General features: G+C 67.4%; 18 protein-coding genes and 1 pseudogene. 12 read left to right on the top strand and 7 right to left on the bottom strand.

What is annotated here, in order from left to right:
- The first annotated feature begins 11 nt into the window (after window positions 1–11).
- Complete coding sequence (locus tag BPODLACK_RS20755) at window positions 12–737, top strand: DUF4352 domain-containing protein (RefSeq protein ID WP_159406121.1); 726 nt, start codon at window positions 12–14, stop codon at window positions 735–737.
- Between the two features lie 138 nt (window positions 738–875).
- On the opposite strand, the gene greA is transcribed toward BPODLACK_RS20755, so the two are convergent.
- The 3 genes from greA to BPODLACK_RS20740 all read right to left on the bottom strand — a co-directional run bounded on the left by greA (window position 876) and on the right by BPODLACK_RS20740 (window position 2731).
- A complete protein-coding gene (gene greA / locus BPODLACK_RS20750; RefSeq protein ID WP_096273701.1) occupies window positions 876–1370 on the bottom strand; it encodes a transcription elongation factor GreA in 495 nt (164 codons plus the stop codon).
- A 129-nt stretch (window positions 1371–1499) separates the two neighbouring features.
- A complete protein-coding gene (locus BPODLACK_RS20745) occupies window positions 1500–2276 on the bottom strand; it encodes a queuosine precursor transporter (RefSeq protein ID WP_096273703.1) in 777 nt (258 codons plus the stop codon).
- The gene (locus tag BPODLACK_RS20740) at window positions 2273–2731 is read right to left on the bottom strand and encodes a DUF4307 domain-containing protein (protein ID WP_096273705.1); all 459 of its coding nucleotides are present in this window, start codon (window positions 2729–2731) and stop codon (window positions 2273–2275) included. The genes BPODLACK_RS20745 and BPODLACK_RS20740 overlap by 4 nt, the downstream gene beginning before the upstream one ends.
- A 48-nt stretch (window positions 2732–2779) precedes the next feature.
- Between BPODLACK_RS20740 and mca the strand changes: the two genes are divergently transcribed.
- From mca to BPODLACK_RS20720, 4 genes are read left to right on the top strand one after another with little or no spacing between them, the layout of a single operon-like run.
- On the top strand, window positions 2780–3676 hold the full coding sequence (mca, locus tag BPODLACK_RS20735) for a mycothiol conjugate amidase Mca (protein ID WP_006434390.1): 897 nt from the start codon (window positions 2780–2782) through the stop codon (window positions 3674–3676).
- Complete coding sequence (locus BPODLACK_RS20730) at window positions 3676–4083, top strand: hypothetical protein (protein WP_159406114.1); 408 nt, start codon at window positions 3676–3678, stop codon at window positions 4081–4083. Before mca ends, BPODLACK_RS20730 begins: the two co-directional genes overlap by 1 nt.
- Window positions 4084–4096: 13 nt before the next feature.
- Window positions 4097–6082 carry a thioredoxin domain-containing protein gene (locus tag BPODLACK_RS20725; RefSeq protein WP_159406120.1) on the top strand — a complete coding sequence of 662 codons (1986 nt, stop codon included), beginning with the start codon at window positions 4097–4099 and terminating at the stop codon, window positions 6080–6082.
- Between the two features lie 38 nt (window positions 6083–6120).
- Entirely contained in the window at window positions 6121–6645 is a 525-nt protein-coding gene (locus BPODLACK_RS20720; RefSeq protein WP_159406113.1) for a TspO/MBR family protein, read from the top strand.
- 43 nt (window positions 6646–6688) lie between these two features.
- Here BPODLACK_RS20720 and rocD read toward each other — a convergent pair whose 3' ends face one another.
- Entirely contained in the window at window positions 6689–7903 is a 1215-nt protein-coding gene (gene rocD, locus BPODLACK_RS20715) for an ornithine--oxo-acid transaminase (RefSeq protein ID WP_159406112.1), read from the bottom strand.
- Between the two features lie 96 nt (window positions 7904–7999).
- Between rocD and BPODLACK_RS20710 the strand changes: the two genes are divergently transcribed.
- Window positions 8000–8446 carry an Lrp/AsnC family transcriptional regulator gene (locus tag BPODLACK_RS20710; protein WP_159406111.1) on the top strand — a complete coding sequence of 149 codons (447 nt, stop codon included), beginning with the start codon at window positions 8000–8002 and terminating at the stop codon, window positions 8444–8446.
- A 255-nt stretch (window positions 8447–8701) separates the two neighbouring features.
- Window positions 8702–9790 (top strand): 3-deoxy-7-phosphoheptulonate synthase, encoded by a 1089-nt coding sequence (locus tag BPODLACK_RS20705; protein WP_159406110.1) that lies wholly within the window; start codon window positions 8702–8704, stop codon window positions 9788–9790.
- Window positions 9791–9826: 36 nt separating this feature from the next.
- Here the strand turns inward: BPODLACK_RS20705 and BPODLACK_RS20700 are convergent, their stop codons facing one another.
- The gene (locus tag BPODLACK_RS20700; RefSeq protein ID WP_159406109.1) at window positions 9827–11461 is read right to left on the bottom strand and encodes an alkaline phosphatase D family protein; all 1635 of its coding nucleotides are present in this window, start codon (window positions 11459–11461) and stop codon (window positions 9827–9829) included.
- A 213-nt stretch (window positions 11462–11674) separates the two neighbouring features.
- Between BPODLACK_RS20700 and BPODLACK_RS20695 the strand changes: the two genes are divergently transcribed.
- Entirely contained in the window at window positions 11675–12130 is a 456-nt protein-coding gene (locus BPODLACK_RS20695) for an Hsp20/alpha crystallin family protein (RefSeq protein ID WP_159406108.1), read from the top strand.
- 7 nt (window positions 12131–12137) lie between these two features.
- Window positions 12138–12377: pseudogene (locus BPODLACK_RS20690) on the top strand (CBS domain-containing protein); the annotation flags it as partial.
- Window positions 12378–12534: 157 nt separating this feature from the next.
- Here BPODLACK_RS20690 and trhA read toward each other — a convergent pair.
- Window positions 12535–13209: a PAQR family membrane homeostasis protein TrhA gene (gene trhA / locus BPODLACK_RS20685; RefSeq protein WP_159406107.1), complete on the bottom strand. Its 675-nt coding sequence runs from the start codon at window positions 13207–13209 to the stop codon at window positions 12535–12537.
- A gap of 115 nt (window positions 13210–13324) precedes the next feature.
- On the opposite strand from trhA, the gene BPODLACK_RS20680 reads away from it, so the two are divergent.
- Window positions 13325–14107, top strand: coding sequence for an isoprenyl transferase (locus BPODLACK_RS20680; RefSeq protein ID WP_024497562.1), 783 nt, complete (start codon window positions 13325–13327; stop codon window positions 14105–14107).
- On the opposite strand, the gene pdxR is transcribed toward BPODLACK_RS20680, so the two are convergent.
- Entirely contained in the window at window positions 14066–15580 is a 1515-nt protein-coding gene (pdxR, locus tag BPODLACK_RS20675) for a MocR-like pyridoxine biosynthesis transcription factor PdxR (RefSeq protein ID WP_159406106.1), read from the bottom strand. The two genes, BPODLACK_RS20680 and pdxR, sit on opposite strands and share 42 nt — an antisense overlap.
- Window positions 15581–15686: 106 nt before the next feature.
- Here pdxR and BPODLACK_RS20670 point away from each other — a divergent pair, with 106 nt between their 5' ends.
- Together BPODLACK_RS20670 and BPODLACK_RS20665 are read left to right on the top strand one after the other, a co-directional pair.
- Window positions 15687–16481, top strand: coding sequence for an SDR family oxidoreductase (locus BPODLACK_RS20670; protein WP_159406119.1), 795 nt, complete (start codon window positions 15687–15689; stop codon window positions 16479–16481).
- Complete coding sequence (locus tag BPODLACK_RS20665) at window positions 16478–16966, top strand: carboxymuconolactone decarboxylase family protein (RefSeq protein WP_191834868.1); 489 nt, start codon at window positions 16478–16480, stop codon at window positions 16964–16966. Before BPODLACK_RS20670 ends, BPODLACK_RS20665 begins: the two co-directional genes overlap by 4 nt.

Here is a 16966-nt window from a genome sequence, read left to right as displayed (position 1 = left end):
GCCTTCAAACGGTGACGAGCGCACCGGAACGGAGGTCGCCTGAAACACCCCGATCCACAGGTCTTGACAATTTCTCGCCCCAGTACGGAGCTCCCGGTCCGTACGGTGCACCGCCGGCGTACCAGGCGCCGATCCAGCCGCCGAAGAAGAAGAAGTGGCCGTGGATCGTCGGCATCCTGGTCGTGCTCATTGTCATCATCGCCGCCGTATCCGGCGGTGGGGACGAGGGGACCGACAACACCGCTTCGTCGGACAACTCGAACTCGGCCGAGCAGGCGGGTTCGGGTAACGGCGATGCTGGAAACGACAAGGGCAACAAGAAGGCCGACGATCAGGCCGCCGGCCTGAACACGCCGGTGCGCGACGGCAAGTTCGAGTTCGTCGTCACCAACGTCGAGTCGGGCCTGTCGTCGGTCGGCGAAAATGAGTTCCTCACGGCGGAGGCGCAGGGACAGTTCGTGGTCGTCACCATGACGGTGCACAACACCAGCAAGGAGCCGAAGGACTTCTCGCCCACCAATCAGAAGCTCTTCGACACCGAGGGCCGCAGCTTCGAGCCCGATACCACCGCGCAGATCTACCTCGGCGGCAGCGACATTCCCGTCTGGGACAACATCAATCCGGGTAACACAGTCGAGGTCAAGGTCGTCTACGACATGCCCGTTGACGCCAAACCGGCCAGCATCGAGCTCCACGATTCGGTGTTCTCCGGCGGTGTGAAGGTTAACCTCGGCTGACCGCACCTGCGGACAGGCGAACCTCAGTCCCGACCGGCAGACGTCGACCGAAGTCTGCATGTCGAAACGAGGTTGATCAGACGAAGCGAGCCCGGGACGATGTCGTCCCGGGCTCGGCTCGTGGTCAGACGGCTGGGATCAGCTGTGGTACGGCTCCGCGCTGACGAGGGTCACCTTGATGGTCGCGCCGCTGGGCACGGAGTACTCACGCGTCTCGCCGACCTTGGCGTCGATCAGTGCGGAGCCCAGGGGCGAGCTGGGGGAGTAGGTTTCGAGCTTGCCGCCCGACGCGGCCTCTTCGCGGGTCGCGATCAGGAAGGTCTCGGAGTCCTTCTCGTCGCCGTCGTAGTAGACGGTCACGACGGAGCCGGGCAGGGCGACGCCGGACTGGGTCGGTGCCTCGCCGACCTTGGCGTTGTTCAGCAGCTCCTGGAGCTGGCGGATACGCGCCTCCTGCTGGCCCTGCTCCTCGCGGGCAGCGTGGTAGCCACCGTTCTCCTTGAGGTCGCCCTCTTCGCGTCGCTCATTGATCTCGGCAGCAATGACCGGACGATTGGCGATCAATGAGTCGAGCTCGCTCTTGAGGCGATCGTGCGACTCTTGGGTCAACCAGGTCACCTGGGTGTCGGTCATCGGTCACTCCTTCGTGTTGCCCGCGCCGCGTTGCGACTTTTTTCACCGCGCGACATTTGGACGCTAAAAATGCAGCAACACGACCCCTCGCGGAGCCGTGTATCCGACCATCTTACCAGCCGACGAGACCTATGGCACATCCGTTGTGCGGGCGGTTGCTGCGTCGAGTGCTTCCTGATAGGTGGGCTCGGCTCGTTTCAGCCATCCGACAACGAAATACGTCACCGGCATGATGACGATCTCGACCATTGTCTTCCAGACAAACCCGACAACGGTGTAGTTGACGAAGTCCCCCCACGTGGAGATACCCAGTGCAGATGCGGCGATCGAGCAGAAGACGAGGGTGTCCGCGAATTCGCCGACGACGGTCGATCCCAAAAGGCGCGCCCACAAATGTCGCTCACCGGCGCGCTCTTTCATTTTGACCAACACGAATGAATTCAGGAACTCGCCCACCACATATCCGGCAAGTCCGGCAAGTAGGAATTGTGGAACGACGCCGGCGACGGTTTCGAAAGCCTCCTGGCCTTCGTAGAAATCGGCGGCGGGCAGCTGAATCGTCAGCCAGAAACACAACGACGCGAGAATGAGGACGGCAAAACCGGCCAGGATCGTGCGGCGCATCGCGCGGAACCCGTACACCTCACTGATCACGTCGCCCAGGACGTAGGCGAGCGGGAACAGGAAGAACGCGCCGTCGGTGACGAGGCCCTGCATGTGGATGGGGCCGAGGTCGACGTCGAGCCAGTCGTCGAACAGCACGACACCCTTCGTGCCGGTGACGTTGCTGATCAGCATCACGCCGACGAACAGCCCGACGAGCAGCGGGAAGTAGCGGCTACCGATGGCGGCGAACGCCGCGCGGGGTGCGGGTGTCTCGCCTGGTCTGGTCTGCCGGGTGCTCACGACTCGGGATGCAGGTAGGCGGGCACGTTGACGGTGCAACCGAAGACCTCACCGATCACCGGGGGTTTGGAGGTGGTGACCTCGGTGCGGACACCGATCCGCTCGGCGGGGTCGGCCGGGATCAGGATCTCGCGGCGCCCGGTCTCGCTGCCGTCCTTCGATCGTCCACGCACCACACAGGCGGCGGGCTTGCTCGGGTCGGAGCGGTCGACGGTGAACTGCACGGCGACGGTGTTGCTGTCGAGGATCTCGTAGCCGGTGGCCTCGCCGGACACGTCGGCGGTGCCGAACTTGCTGTACCCGATCGCCGCCAGCGTGACGCCGGCCACCACGACGAGTATCGACAGCGCGACGAACCAGCGCCGACGGGTCTGAGCGGTCGCGGAATGCTCCGGGTAGGTCGCGCGCGGGCCGCTGCGAGGGCGCTCTGCGGCGCCCCCATCCGAACTGTTCACGCGTCAATACCTACCATGGGACGAGTAGCGATCCGAAGGTGAGGAACTGTGACCGAAACCCACGCCGACGACCCGCAGCCGGGTGTGTTCCGTCTGATGGCGGTCCACGCGCACCCCGACGATGAGTCGAGCAAGGGTGCGGCCACGTCCGCCAAATATGCGGCCGAGGGCAATGAGGTGCTCGTCGTCACCCTGACCGGTGGCGAGCGGGGCGACATCCTGAATCCGGCGATGGACCGTCCCGGCATCAAAGAGCGGATGTCCGAGGTCCGCCGCGAGGAGATGGCCAAGGCCGCCGAGGCGCTCGGTGTGAAGCAGACCTGGCTGGGTTTCGTCGACTCGGGGCTGCCCGAGGGTGACCCGCTGCCGCCGCTGCCGGAGGGCTCGTTCGCGACCGTCCCGCTGGAGGAGGCCACGGAGGCACTCGTCCGCGTGGTCCGGGAGTTCCGTCCGCACGTGATGATCACCTACGACGAGCACGGTGGATATCCGCACCCCGATCACATCCGCTGCCACGAGGTGTCGCTGGCGGCCTACGACCAGGCCGGGGAACCCGACGCGTTCCCCGGAACCGGTGAACCGTGGACGGTGTCGAAGATCTACTACACCCACGGGTTCATCCGCGATCGCATGGTCCTTTTCTCCGACGAGTTCGCGCGTCACGGCCAGGAGAGTCCGTTCGCCGAGTGGCTCAGCAAGTGGGATCCCAGCCGCGGTGACCTGATGGGCCGGGTGACCACCCAGGTGGAATGCGCCAAGTACTTCCCCCAGCGTGACGACGCGCTGCGGGCCCATGCGACGCAGATCGACCCCAACGGCATGTTCTTCGCCGTACCGCTGGAGTGGCAGCAGCGACTGTGGCCGACCGAAGAGTTCGAGCTGGCCAAGACGCGCGTGAAGACGGCCCTGCCCGAAACCGATCTGTTCGCCGGAATCGAGGCGTGATGAACATCGACATCGTGAACAACGTGGACTTCGTGAACACCGTGATGGTCGTCGCGGCGGAGGAGCCGCAGGGACCGGAATTCGGCAAGTCGTCCCCTCTGGGACTGCTGGTCATCCTGGTGTTGCTGGTCGGCACCGCGTTCCTGATCTGGTCGATGGGCCGTCAGCTCAAGAAGCTGCCCGAGTCCTTCGACACCGAGCACCCCGAAGCGGATCAGGCGTTCGACGAGGGCACCGATCCCTCCGGTCCGATCGCCGCTGCCTCGGCGCACGTCGACGCTGCACCCGACGGCGCCGTAACCGATGGCGCCGTAACCGATGGCGCAGCACCCGACGACGCCGCACCCGGCGACCAGGACGCGACGAGCACGGCCGGGACCGATGAGCGACGACCGGCGGACACCTGACGGGTCGTCGAACATGCTGGGCTCGGCGACGAGCCCATATCTCCGGCAGCACGCCGACAATCCCGTGCACTGGCAGGAGTGGTCCGACGCCGCGCTGAGCCGGGCACGCGACCGCGATGTGCCGGTCCTGTTGTCGGTCGGCTACGCGGCCTGCCACTGGTGTCATGTGATGGCACACGAGTCCTTCGAGGACGAGACCACCGCGGCCCAGATGAACCGTGACTTCGTCTGCATCAAGGTCGACCGGGAGGAACGTCCCGACATCGACGCCATCTACATGGCTGCCACCGTCGCGATGACCGGGCAGGGGGGCTGGCCCATGACCTGCTTCCTGACCCCCGATGGCGACCCGTTCTACACCGGCACCTACTACCCACCCCGTCCGCGCGGGCAGATGCCGTCGTTCCGGCAGGTGTTGACCGCGGTCACCGAGGCGTGGACCCAGCGACGCGCCGACCTCGACGACACCGCCGCGAAGGTGCGCGAACACATTGTGGTGAACACCTCACCGCTACCCGCGGGAACCGTTCCGGTCGACGACCGGCTGCTGGCACACGGTGTCCGCACGGTGCTGGACGAGGAAGACCGTGAGCGCGGCGGTTTCGGCGGCGCACCCAAGTTCCCGCCCTCGGCTCTTCTCGAAGCGCTGATCCGGCACACCGAACGCACCGGCGACGCCGCCGCGCTCGATGCCGCCGCCCGGACCATGCACGCGATGGGTCGCGGCGGCATCTACGACCAACTCGGCGGGGGCTTCGCCCGCTACTCGGTCGACGCCGGCTGGGTCGTGCCCCATTTCGAGAAGATGCTCTACGACAACGCACAGCTCTTACGTGCCTACGCGCATCTCGCGCGGCGGACCGGAGATCCGCTCGCGCACCGCGTCGTCGAGGAAACGGTGACGTTCCTCCGACGGGATCTCCGGGTGCCGGGCGGGTTCGCCTCGTCGCTCGACGCCGATGCCGGCGGGGTGGAGGGCTCCACGTATGTGTGGACTCCGGACGAATTCGTCGAGGTGCTCGGGCCGGAGGCGGGACGTTGGGCCGCCGAGCTGTTCGTCGTGACCGATCAGGGCACTTTCGAACACGGGCGTTCGACGCTGCAGCTCCCGGCGGATCCGGAGGACCGCGACCGCCTCGACGCCGTGCGCGCCGCGCTGTTCGACGCCCGGGCGAGACGTGTCCAGCCCACCCGCGACGACAAGGTCGTCACCGCGTGGAACGCGATGACGATCACCGCGCTCGCCGAGGCGGGCGCCGGGCTGGGCGAGACCGGCTTCGTCGACGACGCGGTCCGCTGCGCCGATGAGTTGCTGCGCGGCCATCTGGTCGGTGGTCGGCTTCAGCGTTCGTCGCTCGGCGGTGCCGTGGGGGCCGACGGCGGACTCGACGACCATGCGGCCTTGAGTACGGCTCTCCTGACACTGTTCCAGGTCACCGGCGAGACCCGTTGGCTCGGAGCAGGATTGGGGTTGCTCGACACCGCGATCGAACTCTTCGCCGACCCGGAGGCGCCCGGCGCCTGGTTCGACGCCACGTGCGAAGGGCTCATCGCCCGTCCTCGCGATCCGATCGACGGCGCCACTCCGTCGGGTGCGTCGCTGATGGCCGAGGCGCTGCTGACCGCGTCGATGCTCGCCGACCCGGAGAGGGCGGTCGGCTATGCAGAACTGTTGGAACACAGTCTGTCCCGTGCCTCGGTGATCGTCGCCAAGCTTCCGCGATCGGCCGGGCACTGGATGTCGGTGATGTCGGCGCGGGTCGCCGGCCCGCTGCAGATCGCCGTCGCGCAGGGTCCGACGTCGGATCAGTCGCTGACCAGAGCGTCCTGGGCGCATGTCCCCGGCGGCGCGGTCGTCGTCGCCGGTGAAGTGGATTCACATCCGCTGCTGGTCGCCCGCGGACCGGTCGGCGGACGCGACGCAGCCTACGTGTGCCGGGGAACGGTGTGCGGGCTTCCGGTCACGGACGAGGAATCACTCGCCGCGCAGTTCAGGTGAAGCAGGTGTCGGATACCGCGTGACGGGTACTCGTGGCCATGCGCATCTCCACCCTGACCGGGACCTCACTCGCCACCGCCGCGGCCGGTGCCATCGGCAGCATCGTGACCAGGCCGGCGGTCGAGACCTGGTATCCGCGGCTGAAGAAACCTTCCTTCGTCCCGCCCGCCTGGGTGTTCCCGGTGGCCTGGACCGCCCTCTACACCGACATCGCGGTCACCTCGGCGGTCGCGATCGACGGCTTGGACGAATCCGCCGCAGGCGCAACGACGGGCGACGCGAAGAACGACACGAAACAGGCGTGCCTCGCCGCGCTCGGCGCCAACCTCGCGCTCAATGGGGCGTGGAGCTGGATCTACTTCGGTAAGGGGGCGCTGGGCACTGCGTCGGTGGCCGCAGCAGTCCTCACGGTCAGCAGCGCTTACCTCGCCCGACGCACCGGTGCCGTGAATGCGCCGGCCGGGGCTGCCCTCGCTGCCTACCCGGCCTGGTGTGCGTTCGCCACGGTGCTGTCCACGTCGACGTGGTGGCTCAACCGCGACCGCAGGCTCGCGTCACGCTGACCCGTCCGCCCTCATCCGGTCAGCACGGCATCCGTTCAGCACTTCAGCCGTGCAGCACTTCCGCGAATCGGTCGACCGCCCAATCGATCTCCGGCACCGTGATGACGAGCGGAGGGGCGAGGCGCAGCGTCGAACCGTGGGTGTCCTTGGCCAGGACGCCGCCCTCGGCGAGGCGTAGGCAGAAGTCCTTGCCGGTGCCGAGTGCTGGATCGAGATCGATTCCCGCCCAGAGTCCGAGACCGCGGGTCGCGACGACACCGTGGCCGATGAATTCACCGAGGCGCGTGTGCATGTGGTTGCCGAGGTCGGTGGCGCGTCGCTGCCAGGTGCCTTCGGCGAGCATGTCGACGACGGTGTGACCGATCGCCGCGGCGAGTGGGTTCCCGCCGAACGTCGAGCCGTGCTGTCCGGGGTGCAGGACCCCGAGGATGTCGGTGTTCGCGACGACCGCGCTCACCGGCACGATCCCGCCGCCCAGCGCCTTGCCCAGCAGATAGACGTCGGGTTCGACGCCCCAGTGTTCGAGGGCGAAGGTCCGCCCCGTGCGGCCGAGGCCCGACTGGATCTCGTCGGCGATCAACAGCACGTCGGCGGCGGTGCAGAGTGCGCGTACTCGCGGCAGATAGTCGTCGGGCGGCACGATGATCCCGGCCTCACCCTGGACGGGCTCGACCAGGACACCGACGGTCGTCTCGTCGATCGCAGCGGCGAGTGACTCCACGTCGCCGAAGGGGACGCGTACGAAACCCGGTGTGTACGGGCCGAATCCGTTGCGCGCGTCGGGGTCGTCGCTGAAGGAGATGATCGTCGTGGTGCGGCCGTGGAAGTTGCCGCCGGCGACGATGATCGTGGCGCGGCCGTCGGGCACGCCCTTGACGTCGTATCCCCATTTGCGGGCGACCTTGATCGCCGATTCGACGGCTTCGGCGCCGGTGTTCATGGGCAGCACCATCTCCTTGCCGCACAACTCGGCAAGTGCGGCGCAGAACGGTTCGAGTCGGTCCGAGCGGAACGCGCGACTGGTGAGGGTGACCCGGTCGATCTGCTCGAGTGCTGCCGCGACGATCCGCGGATGCCGGTGTCCGAAGTTGACCGCCGAATAGGCGCCGAGGCAGTCGAGGTGACGCTTGCCGTGGACATCGGTGATCCAGGCGCCTTCGGCGCTGGCCGCGGTCACCGGGATCGGCGAGTAGTTGTGTGCCACATGCGGTTCCACATCGTGGTCGGGAGGTTTCACGTCGTGGGGCATCAGCGTCATGAATCGAGGGTATCGTCGGACTCTGGTGCAAACAATCGCCGTGAATTGCGTATGGGCGCAACAAATCGCCGCGAATTTCCGGAAAGGGGGCCTCTGTTGCGACACCTCGACGATCTCGATGAAAAGGTGCTTGCCTGCCTCACCCGCGACGCGCGGGCGACCTATGCCCAGATCGGCGACGAGGTCGGACTCTCGGCGCCCGCGGTCAAGCGGCGCGTCGACCGTCTCCTCGACGACGGGGTGATCCGGGGGTTCACCGCGATCGTCGATCCACACGCCATGCAATGGACCACGGAGGCCTATGTGCAGGTGTATTGCCGCGGCAACATCTCACCCGAGGAGCTCAAGGCGTCGTGGGAACCGATCCCCGAGGTCGTCAGCGCGGCGACCATCTCGGGTCAGGCCGACGCCATCCTTCGGGTTCGCGCCCGCGATGTGCGGCACCTCGAGCAGGCGCTCGAGCGCATCCGGGCTGCCGGTCCGGTGGACAGGTCCGAATCGATCATCGTGCTCAGTGAACTGATCGACCGTGGCCACCCCTGACACCCATGGCCATCCGTAGGAGGGCCCTGTGCTAGTGTTGTCGCCGTGATCAGCACCGTGCGCGCCTATTGGCGCTTTATCGAGGCTCCGGGTGGGGCCACGATGAAGCGCTGACCAAGCGCGCGCACGTAACACCCGGAGCCCGAGCAGCGACCATACGGTCGCTGCTCTTGTCGTTTTGAGCGGGGCTCCACCACTGAGAAGGCGTGCCCCGGATTGACCACCGACAGGGCATGACCTCGAAAGGCACACATCGTGACCACACTCCCGGATCTCTCGACGCGTACGGCCGAGCAAACCGAATCGACCTCCGATCGTCGGATCAAGTCCTTCCGTCCGATTCCGTCGCCGGACACCGTCCGCAGCGAGCTGCCGCTGACCGCACGGCGTGCGCTCGCGGTTGCGCGGGACCGCGACGAGATCGCCGACATCCTCGCCGGCCGCGACGAGCGCCTGCTCGTCATCGTCGGACCGTGCTCGGTCCATGATCCGATCGCCGCGATCGACTACGCCCGTCGTCTGGCACCGCTGGCCGAGGCCTACTCCGATCGCCTGAAGATCGTCATGCGGGTCTACTTCGAGAAGCCGCGCACCACGGTCGGCTGGAAGGGTCTCATCAACGACCCCGGCATGGACAACACCTTCGACGTGGAACGTGGCTTGCGGACCGCTCGATCACTGCTACTCGACATCATCGACCTCGGACTGCCCGTCGGCTGTGAGTTCCTCGAGCCGACGAGCCCGCAGTACATCGCCGACGCCGTCGCCTGGGGTGCGATCGGCGCACGCACCACCGAATCCCAGGTGCACCGCCAGCTCGCCTCGGGCCTGTCGATGCCGATCGGCTTCAAGAACGGCACCGACGGCAACGTCCAGGTCGCCATCGACGGGGTGAACGCCGCTGCGGCCGAACATGTCTTCTTCGGAGTCGACGACTTCGGCAACGGCGCGGTCGTCGAGACCGCCGGCAACGAGGACTGCCACATCATCCTTCGGGGCGGTACCCGCGGACCCAATTTCGACGCCGAGTCGATCGCGTCGGCCGCCGAGGCCCTCGAGAAGGCGGGCCTCCCGGCACGGGTGATGATCGACTGCTCGCACGCCAACTCCGGTAAGGACCACATCCGCCAGGCGGAGGTCGCCACCGAGATCGCGGCGACCCTGCGTGCCGCCCGGGAGGCCGGTGCGGTGTCGAACATCAGCGGCGTGATGCTGGAGAGCTTCCTCGAGCCCGGCGCCCAGTCGACGGACGCGACCCCGCTGGTGTACGGCAAGTCGGTCACCGACAAGTGCATGGGCTGGGAGGCCAGCGCCACCGTCCTCGACGTACTCGCGCGCGCCTGACCCTTCGATACGCCCCTCCGCAAGCTCCGGGGCTACTCAGGGAGCGGATTGGCCTACGTCGACCGCGGCGGTCGCGTCGGGAATGGTGACGACGGCGCGGCGTCGCAGCGAGCCGCGTGGTGATCGCACCGACGCTGCCACGCGGAACTCGGCCTCCCAACGGTCGTGCTGTATGCGGTTGAGCAGGTAGCCGCGCTGGGAGTTGCCGAACCGCACATGCGGCGAGGCGGCCTTCAACTGGCGGTCGCTGCCGTCGCTGTCCTCGCCGTCGCCGCCGGACGTGATCGACGTCGTGGCGAGTTCGACTCCGCGGGTGAGGGAGGCGTCGGCATAGTCGGTCCGTAGGTCGGCGACGACGCTCCGGTGGATGTCGCCGGCAAGGGACACCAGGTTTCGTACGCCGCGGTGTGCCGCCCCGTCGAGGATGCGACGTCGCGATGACTCGTAGCCGCTCCACCCGTCCATGCTGACCGCCCGGGATTCGCCGCGGGCCAGGTCGGCCATCGGGACCTGCTGGGCGAGGACATCCCATCGAACGCGACTCGACGCCAGGCCGTCGAGGAGCCAGCGTTCCTGCCGCGGACCGAGGATCGTCCGCGACGGGTCCGCGGTTCGGGCGTTCTGCGGGCAGTCGTTGTCCCCGTTCACCTGATCGCTGCGGTGGCTGCGGGTGTCGAGGAGGTTGATCTCCGCGAGGTCGCCGAAGGTGAGGCGCCGGTGCGCGCGGATGAAGGTGCCGTCAGGTCGTGCGGTGGTCCGCACCGGGGTGTTCTCCCACCACGCCCGCAGCGCTCCGGCGCGGCGGACGGCGAATTCCGAGAGGGCTGTCTTGTCCTCGGGAATCGTTGCGGCCCAGTTGTTGTCGACCTCATGATCGTCGAAGGAGATCACGAACGGCGACGCCGCATGAGCCTGCTGCAGGTCGGGGTCGGTCTTGTAGAGGGCGTACCGTTCCCGATAGTCGTCGAGACCGACGGCCTCGCGTGCCGCCGACACCGGTCGCGCCGCACCGCGGCGGGCGTCACCCGGGATCGGCTTCTCGTAGATGTAGTCACCCAGGTGCAGCACCAGATCCGGTGCGTGCGCGGCCATGTCGGCGAAGGCATGGTAGTAACCGTCCGCCCAGTTCTGGCAGGACGCCACCGCGATGGACAAGGCGCTGACGCGGGCGTGGGGAGCCGGGGCGGTGCGGGTCCGCCCGACCGGGGAGATCTCGCCGAGGGCACGAAAACGGTAGAAGTAATCGGCCGCGGGGGCGAGGCCACGCACGTCGATGTGGATGCTGTGACCCCACTCCGCGGTGGCGTGGGCGGCCCCGCGTCGGACGACTCGCGTCATCGACTCGTCCGCGGCGATCTCCCACTCGACGCGCACCGGACGTGAACCCATCCCGCCCAGTCGGGCGAACGGATTGCGCACCAGCCTCGTCCACAGCACGACGCCGTCCGGCAGCGGATCGCCGGAGGCGACTCCGAGGGAGAACACGCCGGCTGAATGCGCCGGGGAGGTCGCAGCAGGAGGAGCTCCGCCCAGCAGTCCCGGGGTGAAGGCCAGTCCCGTCACGAGTCCGGCCCAGGAGAGGAACCGGCGTCGGGAGGTGCCTGCCCGAAGGGTGAGGTCGGGGTTGCAGTGGAGTGTGGCCGGCGGTGTACCGGCCGGGGTTCCCGGCATGGCCTCAGCCGACCAGGACCACCTGACGTGGACGCCACCGAGAGGCGGCGGCAACGTGATGTTCGCGTGAAGAGAAGGCGAGGTGAAGAAGGCGAGGGTGGGACTGAGTCAGCAGTCCTTCGATGGATGACGGTTGGCCCTACCGCAACGTACTGATTCGGCATGCAATCAAGAGGTCAGTCATCTCGAATTGCCCTGTTTCCGGAGGTAGTCATGAGTATTCGATCAGCCCGCCGTCCCAACCCCTCGTGGCCGGCGCTGCCGGATTGGTCCGATCTGATGTCCCGATTCGAGTCCATGCCTCCATGGGGCTCCGGGGCAGGACGTCTGATCCGCGTCGAGGAACACCTCGATGAGGGCAAGTACACCCTGCGTGCCGAACTGCCCGGTATGGACCCGGACAAGAACTTCGACATCAGCGTCCGTGACGGGCGGTTGACGATCAAGGCAGAACGCGAGGAGCGCAGCGAAGAAGGCACCCGGACGGAGTTCCACTACGGGAGTTTCTATCGCTCCGTGCCGCTGCCCGAAGGTGCGAAGGAGGACGACATCGACGCGACCTATACCGACGGCATCCTCACCGTGACGATGCCGGTGAGCGAAGCGCCGTCTCCCGAGAAGCGGATCGAGATCAAGAGGAGCCCCGCCGAGGGTGGCGAGGGCAACTGACGGTGTAACGCCGATGACGGCGAGCGATCTGGCACAGGGCACTACCTACCATGTCGATGCCGGCGCGGAGGTCGAGCAGGTGATGCACATGATGGAGGAACACCAGATCCGACGTGTCCCCGTACTCGAGGAACATCGTCTGGTGGGCATGATCAGCGAAGCCGATATCGCACGTCACCTACCGGAGAACGCGGTCGGGTCGTTTGTCGAAGCCATCTGCGCACCGACCGTGCGGCCCTCTTCCTGAACCGGCCGTCCGGTCGTCGTGGAAACCCGGGGGGAGGTGAGGAGGATGGTCGATCAGATGATGCATATGTGTCACCACCTGATGATGTGGATGCACGGCATGGGGATGATGCCGCCGATGAACATGCACATGTGACCTGCTGAGCCGGCCGGGAATGCTAGGACGTGACGACCAGCCAGGCGGCGGTGTAGTGCAGCAGTGCCGCGATCGCGGTGCACAGATGGAACACCTCGTGGTGGCCGAACGTGCGCGGCCACGGGTCGGGCCAGCGGGCGGCATACAGCACGCCGCCGAGACTGTAGAGCACTCCGCCGAGCGCCAGCAGGATCATGACGAGGTAGCCGGTCTGGGCGACGAGTGCGGGAGCGACCACGACGATGACCCAGCCGAGCAGGATGTAGAGCGTGACGCCCAGCCAGCGGGGAGCGCCCGGCCACAGGATCTTCAGCAGTGATCCGCCGAGCGCGCCCGCCCACACGATGCCGAGCACCCACCAGCTGGCCGGGGACGGTAGCCCGAGGGCGCAGAACGGTGTGTAAGTGCCGGCGATGAACAGAAAGATCATCGCGTGATCGGCGCGCTTCATCCGGATGCGCGCCCGCGCCGTCTTCCACGGGATTCGGTGGTAGGTGGCACTGACGGTGAACAGCCCGACCACGGTGACGGCGTACACCGCGCAGGTCAGCGCGGCGACGGCACCGTCGAGGATCGCGGCCCCGATGACCAGCGCGAGGCCGGCGACCGCTGCCACATACGCGGAGTAGTGGTGGATCACGCCGCGAAGACGGGGGCGATCGTTCACGTCCAGGGGCGGGCTCGGCAGTGTGTTCACAAAACCTACGGTACCGTAAGTTACTCGTCTGTAGGGATGGCTGCGGACGTCGGCGGGGTCATCCTGCTCGCACCCCGACGCGTAAGGTGTCCCACGTGACACGAGGCCGCGAAGGATGAAGCTGCTGCCGGATCGGGTGCGCCGACCAGTTCTCACCATCTACGAACGTCGACTCATCCAACTCCTCGACACCCAACGCCTACCGCGGCATGTCGCGATCATCTGCGACGGCAACCGGCGCTGGGCGCGCGAGGCCGGATTCGAGGACGTCAGCCACGGACATCGGGTGGGTGCCCAGCGGATCGCCGACATGCTCGGCTGGTGTGCGGGTCTGGGCATCGAGGCCGTCACCATCTATCTGCTCTCCACCGAGAACCTGAACCGGTCGTCGGACGAACTCGACGCACTGCTGGAGATCGTGCCCGACATCGTCGACGAGATCTCCTCGCCGGACGGGGACTGGTGCATCCGCATCGTCGGCACGCTCGACGCCCTGCCGGACGCCGTCGGCCGGCGGCTGCGGGCCGCAGCCGAGCGCACCTCCGAACGGAACGGCATGAACGTGAACGTCGCCGTCGGGTACGGCGGCCGGCAGGAGATCGTCGACGCGGTGCGAGCGCTGCTCGACGAACAGCGTGCCGCCGGGGCGACGCCGGAGGAGATGATCGAGGCGGTCACCGTCGAGGCGATCGACGCGAACCTCTACACCAAGGGACAGCCCGATCCCGACCTGGTGATCCGGACCTCCGGAGAACAGCGACTGTCGGGATTCCTGTTGTGGCAGAGCGCATATTCGGAGATCTGGTTCACCGACGCATACTGGCCCGAGTTCCGCCGCGTCGATTTCCTCCGTGCGCTACGGGACTACTCGGCGCGCAGCAGGCGATACGGCAAGTAGGTCGCGCAGCGCCTGAAGGTCGGTCGTGAAGGTCGACGCCGCGGGAGTTCCGAATCCGACGACCAGGCCGCCGTTGGGCAGCGGGTCGGCGTCGGGATGGCGGAACAACGACAGCCCGACGACCCCGATCCCGCGTTCGAATGCCTGGTGGACCAGGGTGTGCTCGTCCGCGTGGCCGACGGGGACGACCGCGTGCAGTCCGGCCGCGATCCCGGGTACATCGAATCCGCTCGCGCTGACCGCGTCGACGAGTGCGTCGCGGCGCTGTCGATAGAACTGCCGGCTCCGGCGGATGTGTCGGTCGTAGGCGCCGGAGTCGATCAGGTCCGCGAGGATCAGCTGATCGACGATGCTCGCATCCGGTTCACGTAGTCCTTTGGCGCCCAGCACGATGTCCACCAGCCTCGGTGGCAGGGCGAGCCAGCCGGCGCGGACGGCAGGGGAGAGGCTCTTGCTCATCGACCCCGCATGGATGACGACATCCGGACCGAGCGCCTGCAGTGCGCCGACGGGGTCACGGTCATAACGGAATTCGCCGTCGTAGTCGTCCTCGACGATGATCGCACCGGTGCGACGCGCCCACTCGATGACCTGCATGCGTCGTGCCGGGGACAGGGCGACCCCGGTCGGGAACTGATGGCTCGGGGACAGCAGGACCGCCGAGGCGTCGCTGCGCTCGAGTTCGTCGATCACCATGCCCTCGTCGTCGACGGGGATCGGGATCACCCGGGTGCCGCCGCGCTCGACCGCCTGCCAGTGGAAGGGCAGGCCGTGGCTCTCGACCGCGAGTTCGTCTCCGAACACGTTGCGCGACAGCAACTCCAGTGCGGACTGTACCGCGGTGCCGAGCACGATCCGGTCGGCGCTCGTACGAACACCGCGGGTGCGGCTCAGGTATCCGCTCAGGGCGCGGCGGAGTTCCGGTCGGCCCTGCGGGTGTGACGGAGCGAAGGCCTCGTCGCCGACATCGGTGAGTACCCGACGGGTGGCGCGGATCCAGTCGGTCCGCGGGAACATGCTCGCGCACGGTTGACCGAGCGAGAAATCGTGCGGCAATCGGAAAGTGGTGGGCGTCGCGGGTTCCTCGCCGACGATCTGGGTGTCGGTGGGGTTCATGGCGGTGTCGGGGTGTGCCGCGCCGTCGGCCACCCGCGTGGACGAGCCCTGGCGAGCGGTCAACCAGCCCTCGGCGATCAACTCCTGGTACACGGTCGACACCGTACCGCGGGCCAGTCCGAGGTCGGCAGCAAGTGAACGATAGGGCGGCAGTGCGGTGCCGGCGGGCAGGCGTCCGTCGAGAATGGCCGAGCGCAACGCCTCCGTGAGTGTTCGACGCAGCGTCGCACCCCGGCCGCGGGCACTCGCCTCGGGGTCCGGCTGCAGGTCGAGAAACAGGTCGGCGCCGAGCCGCGCGGCGACCTCCGCCCAGGGATCGGGAGGGGCGACGCTCGGATTGACTCCGGTTTCTTCCATCGGATTGGACCACTTTCTTGTGCTAATCCCGAACTAGCGTAAGTCCTGAACAGGTGAACAGGTGAACAGACACACAGAGGCCGACGATGTCGGCGAGGAGGGCGAGATGAAGATCGTGGTGGTCGGAGCGAGCGGAGAACTGGGTAGCCGGGTTGCGGACATCCTCGCCGAGCGCGGCAACGAGGTGATACGGGCGAACCGGGGGACCGGGGTCGATGCCTACACCGGTGATGGCCTGGCTCAGGCGCTGTCCGGGGCCGACACGGTGGTCGATTGCCTCAGCCTCGAGACGCTGAGTGCGAAGAAGGCCGTCGACTTCTTCCGGACGACGGCGCACAACATCGGCAGGGCCGCCACCGCAGCCGCGGTCGGGCACGTTGTCGTCGTCTCCATCGTCAACGCCGACGATCCGGCGGTGAACGCGAAATTCGGTTACTACCAAGGCAAAGCGGCCCAGGAGGCCGCCTACCGCGATGTCGTCGACCCGGCGTCGCTGACCATCCTGGCCTCGGTGCAGTGGTTCGAACTCGCCGAACAGATGATGGGGAGAATGGCTTTCGGCCCCGTCGCGGTCGTACCGAAGATGTGGTGCCGTCCCGCGGCCGCGGGGGATGTGGCGAAGGTGGTCGTGGACACGGCAACCGCGGCGCCTGTCCCCGCGAATGGGGGCGGGGTCCGCAAGATCGAGGTGGCCGGGCCCGCCGAGATGAGTCTCGTCGAGGTGGCGAAAGCCGTTGCGGCAAGGCGGGGATCGCCACGCTGGGTTCTCGGGGCGCCCGTCGGTGGGCCGGCGATCCGCGGCGGGGGACTGGTGCCGGCGAACCCCGACGTGGTCACCCCGACCACACTCGAGCAATGGCTGGCCCGCCGCGCCGACGCTTCCGCGGGCAGTGCGCGATGAGTGTTCGCACGCGCCCGTCGACACGCATGTGGATTCCGCGGGACAATCCCGCCGTCTACAAGGCGCTGGTCGCCCTGCAGCGCGCGTCGTCGGCGGGTGTCGACGCCGAGATCGGCGAGCTGATCTCGATGCGGGTGTCGCAGCTGAACGGCTGCGCCTACTGCTTGCACATGCACGCGGGGGACGCGCTGGCCGCGCAGATCGACCCGCACAAGTTGCTGATGCTTCCGGCATGGCGTGAGGCCGGGCCGGTCTTCGACGCACGCGAACGCGCGGTCCTCGCGCTCGCCGAACAGCTGACACTGCTCGGCGACCGTGCGGTCACCGACGACGTATTCGACGACGTGCGAGTGCATTTCGGAGCCGTCGAGACCGGTCAGCTCGTGGCCGCGATCGCGATGATCAACACCTGGAACCGGATCGCGATCGCCGGCGGCTACCCGGCCGGGCTCGACGAGCGGCGTGCGTCGGTGACCGTCGGCTGA

Source organism: Gordonia sp. YY1, assembly GCF_009872315.1.
GTDB lineage: Bacteria > Actinomycetota > Actinomycetes > Mycobacteriales > Mycobacteriaceae > Gordonia > Gordonia amicalis.
The sequence above is the reverse complement of the archived record's forward strand: the minus strand, read 5'-3'. Positions and strand labels throughout refer to the sequence as shown.

Coding starts and splice junctions, on each gene's coding strand:
- greA (WP_096273701.1), bottom strand. CDS start 1,370: ATGACCGACACCCAGGTGACCTGGTTGACCCAAGAGTCGCACGATCGC.
- BPODLACK_RS20730 (WP_159406114.1), top strand. CDS start 3,676: ATGAACATCGACATCGTGAACAACGTGGACTTCGTGAACACCGTGATG.
- BPODLACK_RS20725 (WP_159406120.1), top strand. CDS start 4,097: ATGCTGGGCTCGGCGACGAGCCCATATCTCCGGCAGCACGCCGACAAT.
- BPODLACK_RS20720 (WP_159406113.1), top strand. CDS start 6,121: ATGCGCATCTCCACCCTGACCGGGACCTCACTCGCCACCGCCGCGGCC.
- rocD (WP_159406112.1), bottom strand. CDS start 7,903: ATGACGCTGATGCCCCACGACGTGAAACCTCCCGACCACGATGTGGAA.
- BPODLACK_RS20700 (WP_159406109.1), bottom strand. CDS start 11,461: ATGCCGGGAACCCCGGCCGGTACACCGCCGGCCACACTCCACTGCAAC.
- BPODLACK_RS20695 (WP_159406108.1), top strand. CDS start 11,675: ATGAGTATTCGATCAGCCCGCCGTCCCAACCCCTCGTGGCCGGCGCTG.
- BPODLACK_RS20680 (WP_024497562.1), top strand. CDS start 13,325: ATGAAGCTGCTGCCGGATCGGGTGCGCCGACCAGTTCTCACCATCTAC.
- pdxR (WP_159406106.1), bottom strand. CDS start 15,580: ATGGAAGAAACCGGAGTCAATCCGAGCGTCGCCCCTCCCGATCCCTGG.
- BPODLACK_RS20670 (WP_159406119.1), top strand. CDS start 15,687: ATGAAGATCGTGGTGGTCGGAGCGAGCGGAGAACTGGGTAGCCGGGTT.
- BPODLACK_RS20665 (WP_191834868.1), top strand. CDS start 16,478: ATGAGTGTTCGCACGCGCCCGTCGACACGCATGTGGATTCCGCGGGAC.